Below are 15,430 nucleotides of genomic sequence, written 5' to 3'. Positions count from 1 at the left end.
GAAAAAGACCCGAGAACACGCACCACCGGTGCGGTTCCTCGGGTCTTGCCTGATCGCGTCAGTCACAATCCACTGCGGTGCGCCGATCGTGCACCCGCGCCGCCCGGGCAGTCAAGTCACGCCCCGAGGGCGCCCGCGACGCCGGGGGCGCGGCCCGTCCACGGGCCGGCGTTGACGTCGAGCACCCGGGTGCGCCGCGCGCCGTCGACCGCGACGAGCGAGACGCTCGCGTTCTCGAGCGGGCCGTGCCGCAGCGGGTCGACGTCGGCGAGGTCGAGGCCCGAGGCGACCGCGAGGTACGCGGCGAGCGTGACGCCGTGGCTGACCACGAGGACGTCCCCGCCGTCGGGGTGCCGGGCGACGATCTCGGCGAAGGCGTCGTCGACGCGCGTCCGGAACGCCGGCCCGGTCTCGCCGCCGGCCAGCCCCTCGAAGGTGCCTCCGACGATGGACCCGAACATCGTGAACGGGTCGACCGTGGCGAACAGCTCCACCTCGGAGGTCGCCTCGTAGTCGCCGAACCCGAACTCCCGCAGCCCGTCGAGCGCGACGGGCCGCAGGGTCGGGTGCTCGGCGAGCAGGAGCTCGGTGGTGCGGACGGTGCGCCCGAGCGGGCTGGTGTACGCCGCGACGAACGGCACCGGCGCCAGCCACCGCGCGGTGGCCACGACGCCCTCCTCGCCGTCGGGCGTCAGCGGCGAGTCGGACCAGCCCTGCATGAGCCGCTCGACGTTGTAGACCGTGCGGCCGTGGCGCACCAGGTGCAGGCGCAGCTCGGCGTCGGTCGAGGGGGCGTCGGCGGGGTGCGGGGCGGCGGGCATGGTTCCGGAGCATAGGCACCCGCGCCGACGCCGGCCCTGCGCACGGCGCTGACCTGGGATGTTGGACAACCGCCCGTGGACGGGTCTATGTTCCGGCCCAGCAGTCAAGGCGCTGCGAAGTTCGGGATTGTGACGTCACAGGCAAGACCCAGACTTTGGCGCACCAGGTATCCGCACGTGCTCGTCACGTGGTCGGCCCTTCCTCGGTGCGGCGAGGTTTGGGTCTTTTTTGTTTCTCCGGACGGGTGCAGCGCCGGCTCCCCTGCGACGACGCAGGACCGGTGTCACCTTCAAGGAGGAATCGTGGCAGCACCATCGAAGTACGAGACGACCGCCGACGCGGTCCTGGCCGCCGTCGGCGGGCCGGGGAACGTCGAGTCCGTGACCCACTGCGCGACGCGCCTGCGCTTCCGCCTCAAGGACGCCGCGGCGGCGGACCGCGCCCGCGTCGAGCAGGCGCCGGGCGTCATCACCGTCGTGGAGTCCGGCGGGCAGTTCCAGGTCGTCATCGGGAACACCGTCAACAAGGTGTACGAGGCGCTGACCCGGAACGGCGACCTGAGCACGTCGTCGGACGGCGGCTCCGGCGGCGGCGTCATGGCCCGGATCATCGACCTCGTCACCAGCATCTTCACCCCGTTCCTGTGGGTGCTCGCCGGTGCCGGCCTGCTCAAGGCCCTGCTGGCGGTCGTGGCCGAGGTCAGCCCGGGCGCGGCCGCCACGACGACGTACGAGATCTTCTTCGTCGCCGCCGACGGGGTGTTCCAGTTCCTGCCCTTCTTCCTGGCCATCACCGCCGCGAAGAAGTTCAAGGCCAACCAGTGGGTGTCCGTCGCGATCGCCGCGGCCCTCGTGTACTCCGACACGGTCGCGGTCGTCGCCGGCCCCGACGGTGCGGACGTGACGCTCAGCGCCTTCGTGGCCGGGGGCGGGGAGCTGACGTTCCTCGGCATCCCGGTCGTGCTCATCAGCTACCTGCAGGGCGTCATCCCGATCATCCTCGCGGTCTACGCGCAGTCGAAGGTCGAGGCCCTGGCCAACCGGGTCCTGCCCGACGCGATCCGCAACTTCGTCGCCCCGATGATCACCCTCGCCGTCGTGGTGCCCGCGACGTTCCTGGCGATCGGCCCGGCCGCCGACTACCTCGGCCAGGGGCTGTCGTGGGTCGTGAACTCGCTGTGGTCGCTCAGCCCCGTCGTGGGTGGCGCGCTGCTGGGCGCCGGGTGGCAGATCTTCGTGATCTTCGGCCTGCACTGGGGCCTGGTGCCGCTGTTCGTGCAGGACATCTCGATGCAGGGCTACTCGCTGCTGACCGGCCCGCTGTTCGCCGCCGTCCTCGCCCAGGGCGCCGCCGCCGCGGCCGTCGCGATCAAGACCAAGAACTCCGACCTGCGGGGCGTCGCCGGCCCGGCGGCGCTGTCCGGGATCCTCGCGGGCATCACCGAGCCGGCGATCTACGGCGTGACGCTGCGCCTGAAGAAGCCGTTCGTCTACGCGTGCATCGGCGGCGCGGTCGGCGGTGCCATCGCCGCGGCCGGCGGCTCGGCGGCCGAGGGCTTCGTGGTGCCCGGCGGCATCTCCATCGCCGCGACCATCGGCGTCGGGAGCTTCGCGATGCAGCTCATCGGCACCGGAACGGCCATGGTCATCGCGTTCGTGCTGACCCTGACGCTCGGCTTCACCGACATCCCGCAGCAGGCCGCGCCCGAGGCGGGCACCCCCGAGGGGGCCGGCACCGACGGCGGACCGGCCCGGGTGCTGGCGCCCGTCGCCGGCACGGCCGTGCCGCTCGGCGAGGTCGCGGACAAGGTGTTCTCGTCCGGGGCGCTCGGCACCGGCGTGGGCCTCGTGCCGTCGGACGGCCACGTGGTCGCCCCCGTCAGCGGGCTCGTCGTCTCGGCGATGCCGCACGCCTACGGGCTGCGCGGCGACGACGGGGTCGAGGTGCTCGTGCACGTCGGCATCGACACGGTGAAGCTCGACGGGCGGGGCTTCTCCCCCGCCGTCCGGCAGGGCGAGCGCGTGGCCGCCGGCCAGCCGCTCGTCGACGTCGACCTGGCGGTGCTGCGGTCCGCCGGGTACGACCCGACGACGGTGGTCCTGGTGACCAACAGCGCCGCCTACGCCGCGGTCGCGCTCACCACCGGCGCCGTCGCCGCGGGCGACCTGCTCGTGACCGTCGAGCCCGCCACCGTCCCCGCCTGACCCGGCGCCCGCACCCGACCCGCGCGGGCCGGCCCCACCGGGCCGGCCCGCGCACCCCGACCCAGGAGGACCCATGACCACCCCGTTCCCGCCCACGTTCCTGTGGGGCGGCGCGACCGCCGCGAACCAGATCGAGGGCGCGTACGACCAGGACGGCAAGGGCCTGTCCGTGCAGGACGTCCTGCCGCGCGGGATCTTCGGGCCCCGCACCGAGGCGCCCACGCCGGACAACCTCAAGCTGCAGGCCATCGACTTCTACCACCGGTACGAGGACGACCTGGAGCTGCTGGCCGCGATGGGCCTGCGCACGTTCCGGTTCTCGGTCGCGTGGTCGCGGATCTTCCCGCACGGCGACGACGCCGAGCCGAACGAGGCCGGGCTGGCGTTCTACGACCGCGTGGTCGACACGTGCCTGCGCCTGGGCATGGAGCCCCTGGTGACGATCTCGCACTACGAGACCCCGCTCGCGCTGGCCGAGCGGCTCGACGGGTGGCGCAGCCGGGAGATGGTCGACCTGTACGTGCGGTACGCGCGCACCCTCGTCGAGCGGTACCGGGGGCGGGTCACGTACTGGCTGACGTTCAACGAGATCAACTCGCTGTTCCACGCCCCGTTCATGAGCGCGGGCATCGCCACACCGAAGGACCAGCTCACCGAGGCCGACCTCTACCAGGCCGCGCACCACGAGCTCGTCGCGTCGGCGCTGGCCACGCAGGTGATCCACGAGGTCGACCCCGCCGCGCAGGTCGGCTGCATGGTCCTGGCGATGCCGGTGTACCCCCTCACGCCTGCGCCCGACGACGTCGTGGCCGCGATGCACGCCGACCACCGCAACCTCTTCTACGGCGACGTGCACGTGCGCGGCCGCTACCCCGGGTACGTGCTGCGCGACCTGCGCGAGCGCGGGATCGAGCTCGACATCACCGACGCCGACCGCGAGGCCCTCACCCACACCGTCGACTTCGTGTCGTTCTCGTACTACATGAGCATCTGCGAGACCGCCGCCGAGGTCGACGCCGGCGAGGGCAACATCATGGGCGGCGTGCCCAACCCGCACCTGCCTGCCTCGGAGTGGGGCTGGCAGATCGACCCGCAGGGCCTGCGCGTGGTGCTCAACCAGTTCTGGGACCGGTGGCAGAAGCCGCTGTTCATCGTCGAGAACGGCCTCGGCGCGCGCGACGAGCTCGTCGAGGTCGACGGCCGGCTCACGGTCGTCGACGACTACCGGATCGCCTACCTGCGCGACCACCTCGGGCAGGTGGCCGAGGCGATCGCGGACGGCGTCGAGGTCATGGGCTACACCCCGTGGGGCTGCATCGACCTCGTGTCGGCGTCCACCGCCCAGATGAGCAAGCGGTACGGGTTCGTCCACGTCGACCGCGACGACGACGGCACCGGCACCCTGACCCGCCGCACCAAGGCCTCGTACGACTGGTACCGCCAGGTGATCGCCACCGACGGCGCGAGCCTGCAGGACGGCTGACCCGGGGCACCCGGGTCGACGCAGGGGGCGAGGAGGGGACGGCGGCCGTGGCGCGGTGCGCGCGCGGCCGCCGTCCGCGAGAGTGGTCCCGCGCAGCGTGGCGCGGGGCCGGCAGCCGCACGGTGCGGTGCGGACGGCACAGGAGGTGCGGGCGTGAAGGTCGCGAAGGTGTTCAACAACTCGGTGGTGCTCGGCGTCGACGAGCAGGGCCGGGAGGTCGTGCTGTTCGGCCGCGGCGTGGGCTTCCAGGCCCGGGCGGGCGACGTCGTCGACCTCGAGCGCGTCGAGCGGCGGTTCACGCCCAGCGCGGCGGGCATCGACCGCATCGCCGCGTTCGTCGAGCAGATCCCCGCGGAGGAGGTCGACCTCACCGTCCGGATCGTCGCGGACGCGCGCGAGCAGCTCGGCAAGCACGTGACCGACGCCGTGCTGATCCCGCTGGCCGACCACCTGGTGTTCGCGCTGCGCCGGGCCGCGGAGGGCACCGCCGACGTCGACTACCCGCTGCGGTGGGAGGTCGCGCGGCTCTACCCCGCCGAGCTGGAGTTCGCCCGCGGTGCGCTGCGGACGATCGAGGCCGAGCGCGGCGTGCGACTCCCCCCGGGCGAGGCGGTCCCGATCGCGCTGCACCTGGTCAACGCGCAGTTCGGCGCGTCGCCCGACATGCAGACGACGGTCGAGATGACGCAGGTGCTGACCCGCACCCTCGCCCTGGTGCACGAGCGGTTCGGCCTGGAGCTGGACGAGGACTCCCCCGCCGTCGCCCGGTTCGTGCTGCACCTGCGGTACCTCATCGTCCGGCAGCGGCGCGGCCAGACCATGGCCGACAAGGTCGCCGGGATGTTCGACGCGGTCCGCGACGGCGCGCCCGAGGAGTACGAGGTCGCCCGCGACGTCGCCGAGCTCCTCGCCGAGCGCTTCGGCTGGGACGTCGGCGACGAGGAGCGCGTCTACCTCACGCTGCACATCGCCCGGCTGCGCGCCGCGGGCGCCGAGCAGACCCAGGCGGGGCAGGCGTGAGCGCGGACGCGCTCGGCGCCGCGATCGTCGGCCTGGCCGGGGGCGCGGGCAACGTGCGCGCGGTGTCGCACTGCTGGAGCCGGCTGCGGCTCGACCTCGTCGACCCCGCGGCGGCCGACCGCGCGGGGCTGGCCGCGCTCGACGACGTCCTGCTCGTCGTCGACGCGGCCGGCGAGCTCCAGGTCGCGCTGCGCACGGGCCTCCTCGAGACCCACGCCGCGGTCGCCGCACTGCTGGCGGACGCACGCTGAGCCGCTTCCCGGGGCGTGGGTCGTCGGCTCATGGTCCGCCACGGCCGTCACCGCGCCGGTGAGGGGCTCGTCCCGGCGAGGCGGGCGTGCCAGGCGTCCCAGGCGTCGAGCCGTGCCTGGTCGGCGCGGTCGCCGACCTGCGCGTGCAGGTCCGCCAGGCGCGCGCGGGTGACCTCCCGCGCAGCGGCGGGGTCGACGTCCGCGCCGACGGACAGCGCCCAGCGCGGCACCAGGTGCGCGCCGCGCCGGGTCTTGCTCTCCAGCGCCTCGCCGCCCAGGTCGACCCACGTGCACCCGGCCTCGAGCGCGATCCGCACGGGCTCGTAGAAGTACGTCGCGAAGTACGCACCGGTCGCGGCGGCGACGTCGTACCGCAGGCCGCTCACGCGCATCGCCACCCCCGAGCCCCACCGGTAGCCGAGCGCGAACGCCACGGCCTCGCCGTCGAGCCGGGCGACGACGGCGAACGCGTGCCGGGCGAGGTCGCCGTGGGCGCACAGCCGCAGGTACGCCGCGGCACCCTCGGCGGAGCCGTCGTGCCCGTGGTGCGCCTGCACCTGCCCCAGCAGGGGCGCGACCTCGTCGACCACCTCCGCCAGCCCCGACGTGGTCACCCGGACGCCCGACGCCTCGATCCGCCGCAGGTCGCGGCGCACGCCGGAGCGGCTGGTGCGCGACAGCGACGCGAGGTGGTCCTCCGGGGTGGACATGCCGCGCAGGTCGATCGCCGCGGTGACCATGCCGAGCACCGGCACGGGGCGCCCGGGCAGCACGCCGGCCGCGACGACGTCGGCTGCCTCCTCGCCGGTCAGGTGCGGCAGCAGCGCGGCGTCGTGGCCGAGGGCGTCCAGCAGGGCGCGCACGGGCGCACGGCGCGAGGCCGGCGACGCCCCGGGCACGGCCGGCAGGTGGCCCGCGTACCCCGAGCAGCCGCCGAGCAGCGTGAACGCCCCGACGGGCGCGCGCAGGGCGTCCTCGTAGAGCCACGCGTGCGTGTAGCGCGGGTTGGTGGCGTCGGTCCGGGCGTCGTAGGCCAGCGCCGCGGCGGACCCGTCGTCGGACCACGCCACGTGGGGATGCATGCCGCCGCGCTCGGCGAACGCCCGCAGCCACGGTCCGCCCGTGTAGAAGCTCTCGGCGTTCAGCGCGTCCCACGCGGCGTCGAGGCCGGGGCCGACGTCCGTCACAGCCACGGCGAGACGAGCAGGCCGACGAGGATGCTGCCGAGGAAGGCCACGCCCAGGTAGAACGCGAAGACGCGTCCGTTGACGACGGAGCGGACGGCGACCATCGCGGGGACGGTCGTGGTGGCGCCGGCGAGCAGGAACGTCACGCCTGCGGCCGGGAGCATGCCCTGGGCGAGCAGACCCTGCACCACCGGGATCGCGGCGACCCCGTTGAGGTACAGCGGCGTGCCCAGCGCCGCGGCGAGCGGGATCGCGGCGACCCCGTCGGCGCCGAGCAGGGACGAGACGAGCGAGGTCGGCACGTAGCGGACGACGAGCGCCATCGCGACGAGCGCGAGCAGCAGCCACCCGCCGAGCCCGCGGGCGTCCCGCAGCACGTCGCGACCGAACCGGCGCCAGTCGATGAGGCGGGCGTTGCGGGCGATCATCGTGCGCCACGGGGTGCCGTCGTCGTCGGCCCACGGGTCCTCGGCGGGTGCGGCGCAGTCGGGGTCGCAGGCGGCCGCGGCGACGTCGGGCGCCTCGACACCCGTGCCGGGGGCCGCACCGGACGCGGCCGGGGCGTCGACCGGCGCCCCGGCGGTGGCGGGCACGGGGACCGGCCGGGCGACGGCCGCCTCGGCACGGGCGACGGAGGGGCGCAGGGGCTGGGCGAACAGCCCGCGGCGCTCGAGCACCAGCACGACGAGGCCCGCACCGACGCTGAGCAGCAGGGCGCCCGCCAGGCGGGCGGTGGCCACGTCGATGCCGAGCGCGGCGGCCGAGAGGGCGAAGATCTCCGGGTCCATCGCGGGTGAGGCGACCCAGAACGCCATGACCGCGGACAGCGGCACGCCCGAGCGCAGCAGCCGGCTGATCAGCGGGATCACCGTGAACGAGCAGAACGGGCTGAGCGCCCCCACGGCCGCCGTGGTGAGCACGGCGACGACCCCGTGCCGGGCGAACGCGCGCTTGGCCAGCACGTCGAGGTTCAGGTGCTGCACGAGCACCCCGAGCACGACCGCGAGGAGGAACCAGGGGGCGAGCTCCAGCGCAGCCATGACCACGAAGGACACGACCTGCGACACCTCTTCCCACACCGTCGCCATGGTCGTGCGCTCCTTCGTGTCAGCCGGCGAGCCACCCGGGGCTGACCGCTTCGGACCGGGCCCGGAACCGACCCATGACCATGTCGGCCGCGGTCGGGAACCGCTCGAGGCAGCTCCGGTTCACCGAGTGATATGTCTGCGTGCCCTCGCGGCGCCGCAGGACGAATCCCACGTCGTGCAGGACCTTGAGGTGGTGCGAGGTGGTCGACTGCTTCAGACCGAGTGCGGCGACGATGTCGCCGACATTCATCTCGTGCTCCCCGGAGGCGAGGAGATTGAGAATGCGCATCCGTGTCGGGTCGGCCAACGAGTGGAACCAGGTCGCGAACAGCTCGGCCTGCTCCTCGGTCAGCCGGACGGTGTCATTCATGCGTCCAAGTTTATGCGCCTCCCCCTGTCCGGGACCGGCGCGTCGACCGCACCCTCCGGAGGGCCGGGGACGTGCTCGCGGGCCACGTCCTGGCCCGGCACGGCGACCGGGCGCCCGTGCAGGACGGTGACGAGCACGGCACCCACGGCCGCACCGACGAGCTGGGCGACCACGAACGGCGCCACCGAGGCGACGGCGATGCCGGCGAACGTGTCGGTGAAGGCGCGGCCGATCGTGACCGCGGGGTTGGCGAAGCTCGTCGAGGCGGTGAACCAGTACGCGGCGCCGATGTAGCAGCCGACGGCGGCCGGCACCCAGGTCTGGCGGTGCGAGCGCAGCAGGCCGAGGATCACCACCACCAGCCCCGCGGTCGCGACGACCTCGGCCAGCCACAGCGGCGGCCCGGTCCGCACCGTGGACGACAGCTGCACGGCCGGCAGGTCGAACATCAGGTGGGCCAGGACGGTCCCGCCGACCGCACCCAGCACCTGCGCCGCGACGTACGCGAGGACGTCGGCGGTCCGCGCCCGCCACTCGCCCGTCGCCGCCAGCACGAGGGTGACCGCGGGGTTGAGGTGCGCGCCGGAGACGGGGCCGAGCACGGCGATCAGCACCACCAGCGCGAGGGCCGTCGTGGTGCTGTTCTGCAGCAGCTGGAGGCCGACGTCCGTCGGGGACAGCCGGGTCGCCGCGATGCCGGACCCGACGACGACCGTGACGAGCGTGCCCGTGCCGACGAGCTCGGCCAGGGCGCGGCGCGCGAGCGGGACCTCGCTCATCGCCGGGCCCGGACGATCGCGCCGTGCATGCCGTCGGCGACCTCGTGCGTGAACCGGACCTCCACGCCGCCGAACCCGGCCGCGTGCAGCAGGTCGCGGTACTCGGCGGCGGACAGGGCCCCGGCGACGCAGTCCGCGTACGAGCCGCGCCGGGCGCGCTCGGCGGCGTCGAGGTGGTCCTCGGCGACGACGTCCGAGACCCCGACGCGGCCGCCGGGGCGCAGCACGCGGGCGATCTCGGCGAACACCGCCGGCTTGTCCTCGCTGAGGTTGATCACGCAGTTGGAGATCACGACGTCGACGCTCGCGTCGGGCAGCGGCAGCTCCTCGAGATCGCCCTCGAGGAACTCGACGTTGTCGACACCCGCCTCGGCGGCGTTCTGCCGCGCGAGCTCGAGCATCTCGGGCAGCGCGTCGACGCCGTACGCCCGGCCCGTCGGCCCGACCCGGCGCGCCGAGAGGATCACGTCGAGCCCCCCGCCCGAGCCGAGGTCGAGGACGACCTCGCCCGCGCGCAGGTCGGCGACGGCCGTGGGGTTGCCGCAGCCGAGGCTGGCGAGCAGCGCGGTGTCGGGGACCGTGCCCGGGCCGAGGTCGGTGTAGAGCGCGGCGCCGATCACCTGCGGCGCGGTGGGTGCGCAGCAGGCCCCGTCGAGGGCGGCGGTCGCGGCGGCGGCGTACTTCTCGCGGACGTCGTCGCGGACGCGGCTGGTGGTCATGGTCGCCTCCTCAGGCGTGCGCCGACGCGGCGGCGGGGACACGGTGCACGGGGGTGGGGTACCCGGGCTTGAACGAGACGGCGGCACCGTCGCGGACGGTCGTGCTCACGGCGAGCAGGTCGGCGGCCTGCACGGCGGCGGTGAGCATGGCGTCCATCTGCTCGGGCTCGCACTCCACCCGGGTGTTGAGCACGGCGGTGGCCTGCGTCGCGGGCTCGTCGACGGTCTCGTCGAGCACGCTCCCCCCGCCGACCAGGCTGATCTTCACGTCGCCCGCCGGGGTGGTGGTGCGGAGCTTGACGTGGCCGACGACGTGCCCGGCGGCGTCGCACGCCTCGCGCAGCGTCTCCATGAGGGTGCGCGACCAGAGCTCGGCGTCGAACGCGTCGCCGTCTACGCCGGCCACGACGAACCGCTGGTTGAGCCAGGCCAGCCCGGCCTCGGCGGCGGCGTACCGGTCGTAGTCGATGGGCACGTCCCACGCCGCGGCGGACGGCTCGGCCCACGCGTCGACGAGCGCGTCCAGCCCGTCGCCGGTGACCGACGAGCACGGCACGACCCGGGCCCGCGGGTAGCGCGCCCGCACGGCCTCGACGGCGGACCCGGTGCGCGCCGGGCCGGCGACGTCGGTCTTGCTCACGGCGATCACGTCGGCCTCGGCGAGCTGGTGGTCGAACAGGTACGCCAGCTCGGAGTCCTCCCCGGCGGCCCACGCGGCGGAGAACGCCTGCAGGCGGAACGGGTCGACGACCGTGGTGAGCGGTGCGACCACGAGGGCGTCGCCGTAGATCTGCCGCAGGGGGCGCACGACCGTGGCCTGCAGGTCGGTGCAGCTGCCGACGGCCTCGATCATCACGGTGTCGACGGTGCCGCCGGCCGCGATGCGGTCGACCAGGGCGGCGAGGTCGTCGAACCGGCAGCAGAAGCAGCCGCCCGTCACCTCGTCGACCAGCGCGCCGCGCGACCGTGCCGTGGCGGTGTCCACGAGGTCGGTGCCCTGGTCGTTCGTGATCAGGGCGACCGTGCGGCCGGACGACTCGAGCAGGCGGGCCGCCGCGACCATCGCGGTGGTCTTGCCGGCCCCGAGGAAGCCGGAGAGCGGGATCAGGGTCAGGCTCATCTCAGCTACCTCCGCAGCACGAGTCGGTCGAGGGGGTGGTGGCGCCCGCGAGCGGGAGCAGCACGGGGGTCGACGCCGTGGGCGCCGGGTCGTCGAACGCGGCGCGGCGGCGCTCGCCGAAGTCCGCGAGCAGCTCGGCCGCCCGCGGGCGCAGCGCCTCGTCGGCGAGCCAGAGGGCCGTGGTGACCTCCCGGCTCGCGCAGCCGCGCAGCGCCTTCGCCTCGTGCGCCCCGGAGCCGAGCTCCATCCAGCGCATCCCGGCGCCGTACGCGTCGCGCAGCGGCATGTCGAAGCAGAACGAGAAGTACAGCCCCGACCGGGTGCCGAGGGCCTCGTAGTCGAACCCGGCCCACTTGACGAACAGGCGCCGGCCCCGCGGGATCGCGACGCACGCGGCCACGACCTGCCCGTCCAGCAGCCCCAGGTACCCCCACGGCTCGGCGCCTGCGGCGAGCACCTCGCGCATCACGGTGCTGATGTGGTGCGGCTCCTCTCCGGCGCCGTTCTTCTCGCGGTTGAGGCAGACCAGCTCGGCGATGCGGTCGACGTACGGCTCCAGGCCCGCGCCCTCGACGCGGCGCACCTGCAGGCCCGCCCGGGCCAGCGCCGTCTGGTCCGCGGTCATGCGCTGGCGGCGCTTGCGGGGCTGGCGTGCCACGTGGTCGGCGTAGGAGTCCGCGTCGAGCTCGAGGTGGTCGTCCAGGCCCCAGTACCCGACCGACCCGCCCGCCCCGCGGAACGCGTCGAGGATCTCCTCGTTGCCCCGCCGGTCGGGCACCCAGGGCGCGACGACGGCGCGGGCGCCCTGCTCGTGGGCGGCGGCGAGCACCTGGTCGGTCAGGCGCCCGAGCAGCCCGGGTGACCAGAAGTTGTACGCGGCCTCGCTGCGGTAGCCCAGCGGGCTGCCGACGACGACGGCGGGGAAGAACGCCTCGACGCCCCACGCGGCGACCTCGTCGCTGACGCCGCACGCGGTCTCGACGCCGCAGCAGACCTGCATGCCGTCGGGCCGCTCCCAGCCCAGGTAGGTGCGCGGGTCCCAGTCGACGGCGGGCGGCTCCTTGAACAGGTACGCCGGCAGCCACGCCTCCTCGCCGCGGGCCCGGGTCGCGACCCCGTGCAGGGGTGCGGCCGTGCCCGACAGCGCAGCGGTGGTCCCGCGCAGCCAGGCCCCGCTGAGGAACGGCCAGGTGTCGGGCGCGGCGGCGACGTCCTGCGCCCAGCCCTGCACCGCGACGTCCTCCGAGGTCGCGGTGCGCACGCGTGCGGTCCCGGTCATCGTCTCCCCCTCAGCACTTCACGCAGCAGCGGACGGCACCGGCGTCGACGGCGTCGTCGCGCCGGTCCTGCCAGAGCGCGTCGACGCGCGGGTCGGCGTGCTCCCAGTCGAACCAGAAGCCCTTGTCGGTCAGGCGCACGTCCTGGATCCACGGCGACGCCAGCAGCGGGGACCCCTTGAAGAGCAGGAGGCGCGTCTGCAGCACGGTGGGGTGCGCGACGGCCGCGAGGCCCGTCTCGACGAGGAAGTCCTCGAACGTCAGCAGCTCGTCGTACTCGACCCAGGGCGTGAAGGGGATGAAGGTGGGCTGGAGCACGATCCCGAGGTCGCCGGCCGCGGCGATCGCGCGCCGCATGTCCTGGGTGTCGATGCCCTTGTCGAAGATCCGCAGGATCCGGTCGGACGGGAACTCCAGGGCCGACGTCACGGAGACCAGCCCGAGCTCGACGAGCCGGGCGAGCTCGTCGCGGTAGTCGAGGATGTGGTCGATGCGCGTGGTGAACTCGAACGTGACGTCCGGGCCGACCTCGGCTCGCACGCGGCGCATGACGGCCTCGCCGGCGGTGCGGGAGTTGAAGAACTCGGCGTCGATGAAGACGAAGTGGCGCACGCCCTGCTCCGCGAGCGCGAGCGCGTCGGCGACGACGGGCTCGACCTCGTAGGCGGCGACGCCGCCGTCGTAGGCGCCGTAGACCGAGCAGTAGGTGCAGCGGTGGTGGCAGCCGCGGGTGGTCTCGATGTTGCCGACGAGCCCGCGGGCACCGTGGTGCGCGGGGTAGTGGACGATCGAGGGGAACAGGTCGCGCGCCGGTGCGGTGAACGCGAGCTTGCGGCGGGCGCCGCGCGGCGTGAGGCCGGCCCGGGTCATCGCGCCCGGGACGGCGCTGACGTCGCCGCCCTCGGCGACGCGGCGCAGGTCCTCGGCGACGCGCTCGGGCTCCTCGAAGAGCACCGCGTCGGTGGTGCCGAGGAAGCGGGACGCGTTCATCTGCGCGTACTGGCCGAACGCGACGACCGTCGCCCGCGGGTACGCCTCGCGCAGGTGCGGGAGCGTGGTGAGCGCCCGTTCGAGGGCCTCGAACTGCTGGACGGACAGGAGCACGAGGTCGGGGTCGGCGTCCGGGGCCGCGCCGGGGCGCAGGTCCTGGTCCCACCCGTGCACCTCGTCGACCCCGGCCCCGCGCACCCCGGCGGCGGCGCAGGCCGCCGCGAGGGGTTGGAGCCCTGCTTCGTACGGTGACACCACCACGCATGACGACACGACAGCCATCCCCCCGACGACCTGCACGGACGCCGGTCGATCCATCGATCGACCGCGATGGATCGATGATGGTGGGAGCGGATCCACCCCGTCAAGACGCCGGTTGTGCCCCGTTTCCGTCCCGTCGACGCCCGACGGTGCCATCATGGGCGCGGCGGGGCGCGTCCAGCGCGGGACCGGCCGCCACCGGGGGCCGGCATGGGGACGCAGACGGCGGGCGCGACGACGGCCGCACGCGGGGTGCTCGTGACCCTCGCGGCCTCGCAGTTCCTCATGACGCTCGACAGCTCGGTGATGAACGTGTCGATGGCGACCGTGGCCGCCGACCTCGGCACCACCATCACGGGCGTGCAGACCGCGATCACCCTGTACACCCTGGTGATGGCCACCACCATGCTCACCGGCGGGAAGATCGGCACGATCATCGGCCGCCGCCGGGCCTTCGCCCTGGGCTGCGTGATCTACGGCGCGGGGTCCCTCGTCACCGGGCTCGCGCCGAACCTGGCCGTGCTGCTGCTCGGGTGGTCGCTGCTCGAGGGGCTCGGCGCGGCGCTGATCATGCCCGCCGTCGTGGCCCTGGTCGCCGCGAACTTCACGCAGCGGGACCGGCCCCGCGCGTACGGCACGGTCGCGGCGGCCGGGGCGGTCGCCGTCGCCGTCGGCCCGCTGGTGGGCGGGGCCGCCACCACCTACCTGTCCTGGCGGGTCGTGTTCTTCGCCGAGGTGGTGGTCGTGGCGCTGGTCCTCGTGCTCTCCCGCGCCGTCGCGGACGTGCCCGGCGACCGGGCGGCGCGCCTCGACCTGGTGGGCACGGTGCTGTCCGTGCTCGGCCTGGGCACCGCCGTGCTCGGCGTGCTGCGGTCGAGCGAGTGGGGGTGGGTCGCACCGAAGCCCGGGGGGCCCGAGCTGGCCGGCCTGTCCCCCACGTTCTGGTGCCTCGTCGTCGGCGCCCTGGTCGTGTGGGTCTTCCTGCGCTGGGAGGCTCTGCTCGCCCGCCGCGGCGGCGACCCCCTGGTCCGGCTCGAGATGTTCACGCACCCCGAGCTGACCGGCGGGCTGCTGATGTTCTTCCTGCAGTTCCTGCTGCAGGCGGGCGTCTTCTTCGTCGTGCCGCTCTACCTCAGCGTGGTGCTGGAGCTCCCGGCCCTCGACACCGGCCTGCGGATCCTGCCGCTGTCGGTGACGCTGCTGCTCGCGGCCGCCGGGATCCCCCGGCTGTGGCCGCGGGCCTCGCCTCGCCGGGTCGTGCGCGTCGGCGTCGCGCTGCTGCTCCTCGGGATCCTCGTCCTCATGAGCGGCATCCGCCTCGACTCGTCGGCCGCCGTCGTCGCCGTGCCCCTCTCCCTCGTGGGCCTGGGCGTCGGGGCCCTGTCCTCCCAGCTCGGCGCGGTCACCGTGTCCGCGGTGCCCGTCGAGCAGGGCGGCGAGGTCGGCGGGCTCCAGAACACGGCGACCAACCTCGGCGCGTCCCTCGGCACCGCGCTGGCCGGATCGGTGCTCATCGCCGCGCTCTCGGCCACGCTCGCCGCCGGCGTGCACGACAACCCCGACGTGCCGCAGGCCGTGCGCGACCGGGCCGGGGTCGAGCTCGCCGCCGGCGTCCCGTTCCTCTCCGACACCGCGCTCGAGCAGGCCCTCGCCGACGCCGACGTCGCCGGGGCCACCGCCCGGGCCATCGTGGCGGAGAACCGGGCGGCGCGGGTCGAGGGGCTCGACGCCGCGCTCGCCACGCTCGCCCTCGTGGCCGTGGGCGCGCTGTTCGCCACCGGCCGGGTGCCGGCCGCCGCCGGTGCGGGCCCGGCGCCCGGCCGGGCGCGGCGGCCGCGGCCCGCCCCGGCCCGCTGACC

14 protein-coding genes are annotated in these 15,430 nt (G+C 74.6%); 5 read left to right on the top strand and 9 right to left on the bottom strand.

What is annotated here, in order from left to right; genetic code table 11:
• Window positions 1-116: 116 nt before the first annotated feature.
• Window positions 117-821 carry a histidine phosphatase family protein gene (locus tag FBY24_RS10880; RefSeq protein WP_142160514.1) on the bottom strand — a complete coding sequence of 235 codons (705 nt, stop codon included), beginning with the start codon at window positions 819-821 and terminating at the stop codon, window positions 117-119.
• 303 nt (window positions 822-1,124) lie between these two features.
• Here FBY24_RS10880 and FBY24_RS10875 point away from each other — a divergent pair, with 303 nt between their 5' ends.
• The 4 genes from FBY24_RS10875 to FBY24_RS10860 all read left to right on the top strand — a co-directional run bounded on the left by FBY24_RS10875 (window position 1,125) and on the right by FBY24_RS10860 (window position 5,780).
• Window positions 1,125-3,026 (top strand): beta-glucoside-specific PTS transporter subunit IIABC, encoded by a 1,902-nt coding sequence (locus FBY24_RS10875; protein ID WP_255432348.1) that lies wholly within the window; start codon window positions 1,125-1,127, stop codon window positions 3,024-3,026.
• A 73-nt stretch (window positions 3,027-3,099) separates the two neighbouring features.
• Entirely contained in the window at window positions 3,100-4,509 is a 1,410-nt protein-coding gene (locus tag FBY24_RS10870; protein ID WP_142160510.1) for a glycoside hydrolase family 1 protein, read from the top strand.
• Between the two features lie 153 nt (window positions 4,510-4,662).
• Window positions 4,663-5,529, top strand: coding sequence for a PRD domain-containing protein (locus tag FBY24_RS10865; protein ID WP_140457535.1), 867 nt, complete (start codon window positions 4,663-4,665; stop codon window positions 5,527-5,529).
• The gene (locus FBY24_RS10860) at window positions 5,526-5,780 is read left to right on the top strand and encodes a PTS transporter subunit EIIB (RefSeq protein ID WP_160158494.1); all 255 of its coding nucleotides are present in this window, start codon (window positions 5,526-5,528) and stop codon (window positions 5,778-5,780) included. The genes FBY24_RS10865 and FBY24_RS10860 overlap by 4 nt, the downstream gene beginning before the upstream one ends.
• Before the next feature lie 47 nt (window positions 5,781-5,827).
• Here FBY24_RS10860 and FBY24_RS10855 read toward each other — a convergent pair whose 3' ends face one another.
• Genes FBY24_RS10855 through FBY24_RS10820 form a run of 8 tightly spaced genes read right to left on the bottom strand, consistent with a single transcriptional unit; the run spans window position 5,828 to window position 13,571 of the window.
• The gene (locus tag FBY24_RS10855; protein ID WP_142160508.1) at window positions 5,828-6,973 is read right to left on the bottom strand and encodes a GNAT family N-acetyltransferase; all 1,146 of its coding nucleotides are present in this window, start codon (window positions 6,971-6,973) and stop codon (window positions 5,828-5,830) included.
• Window positions 6,964-8,055, bottom strand: a complete 1,092-nt coding sequence (locus tag FBY24_RS10850) for a permease (protein WP_142160506.1) — start codon at window positions 8,053-8,055, stop codon at window positions 6,964-6,966. The genes FBY24_RS10855 and FBY24_RS10850 overlap by 10 nt, the downstream gene beginning before the upstream one ends.
• Before the next feature lie 19 nt (window positions 8,056-8,074).
• Window positions 8,075-8,425 carry a helix-turn-helix transcriptional regulator gene (locus FBY24_RS10845; protein ID WP_142160504.1) on the bottom strand — a complete coding sequence of 117 codons (351 nt, stop codon included), beginning with the start codon at window positions 8,423-8,425 and terminating at the stop codon, window positions 8,075-8,077.
• Complete coding sequence (locus FBY24_RS10840) at window positions 8,422-9,204, bottom strand: MIP/aquaporin family protein (protein WP_142160502.1); 783 nt, start codon at window positions 9,202-9,204, stop codon at window positions 8,422-8,424. Before FBY24_RS10840 ends, FBY24_RS10845 begins: the two co-directional genes overlap by 4 nt.
• On the bottom strand, window positions 9,201-9,923 hold the full coding sequence (gene arsM / locus FBY24_RS10835; protein WP_142160500.1) for an arsenite methyltransferase: 723 nt from the start codon (window positions 9,921-9,923) through the stop codon (window positions 9,201-9,203). The genes FBY24_RS10840 and arsM overlap by 4 nt, the downstream gene beginning before the upstream one ends.
• Window positions 9,924-9,933: 10 nt before the next feature.
• Window positions 9,934-11,043 carry a GTP-binding protein gene (locus tag FBY24_RS10830; protein WP_142160498.1) on the bottom strand — a complete coding sequence of 370 codons (1,110 nt, stop codon included), beginning with the start codon at window positions 11,041-11,043 and terminating at the stop codon, window positions 9,934-9,936.
• Between the two features lies 1 nt (window position 11,044).
• On the bottom strand, window positions 11,045-12,322 hold the full coding sequence (locus FBY24_RS10825; RefSeq protein WP_142160496.1) for a peptidogalycan biosysnthesis protein: 1,278 nt from the start codon (window positions 12,320-12,322) through the stop codon (window positions 11,045-11,047).
• 10 nt (window positions 12,323-12,332) lie between these two features.
• A complete protein-coding gene (locus FBY24_RS10820; protein WP_160158493.1) occupies window positions 12,333-13,571 on the bottom strand; it encodes an RCCLKC-tail radical SAM protein in 1,239 nt (412 codons plus the stop codon).
• Between the two features lie 210 nt (window positions 13,572-13,781).
• Between FBY24_RS10820 and FBY24_RS10815 the strand changes: the two genes are divergently transcribed.
• A complete protein-coding gene (locus FBY24_RS10815; RefSeq protein ID WP_142160491.1) occupies window positions 13,782-15,428 on the top strand; it encodes an MFS transporter in 1,647 nt (548 codons plus the stop codon).
• Window positions 15,429-15,430 lie beyond the last annotated feature (2 nt).

The organism is Cellulomonas sp. SLBN-39 (assembly GCF_006715865.1).
Classification (GTDB): domain Bacteria; phylum Actinomycetota; class Actinomycetes; order Actinomycetales; family Cellulomonadaceae; genus Cellulomonas.
Note: the sequence above shows the minus strand (reverse complement) of the source record. Positions and strands in the feature narration are given on the sequence as shown.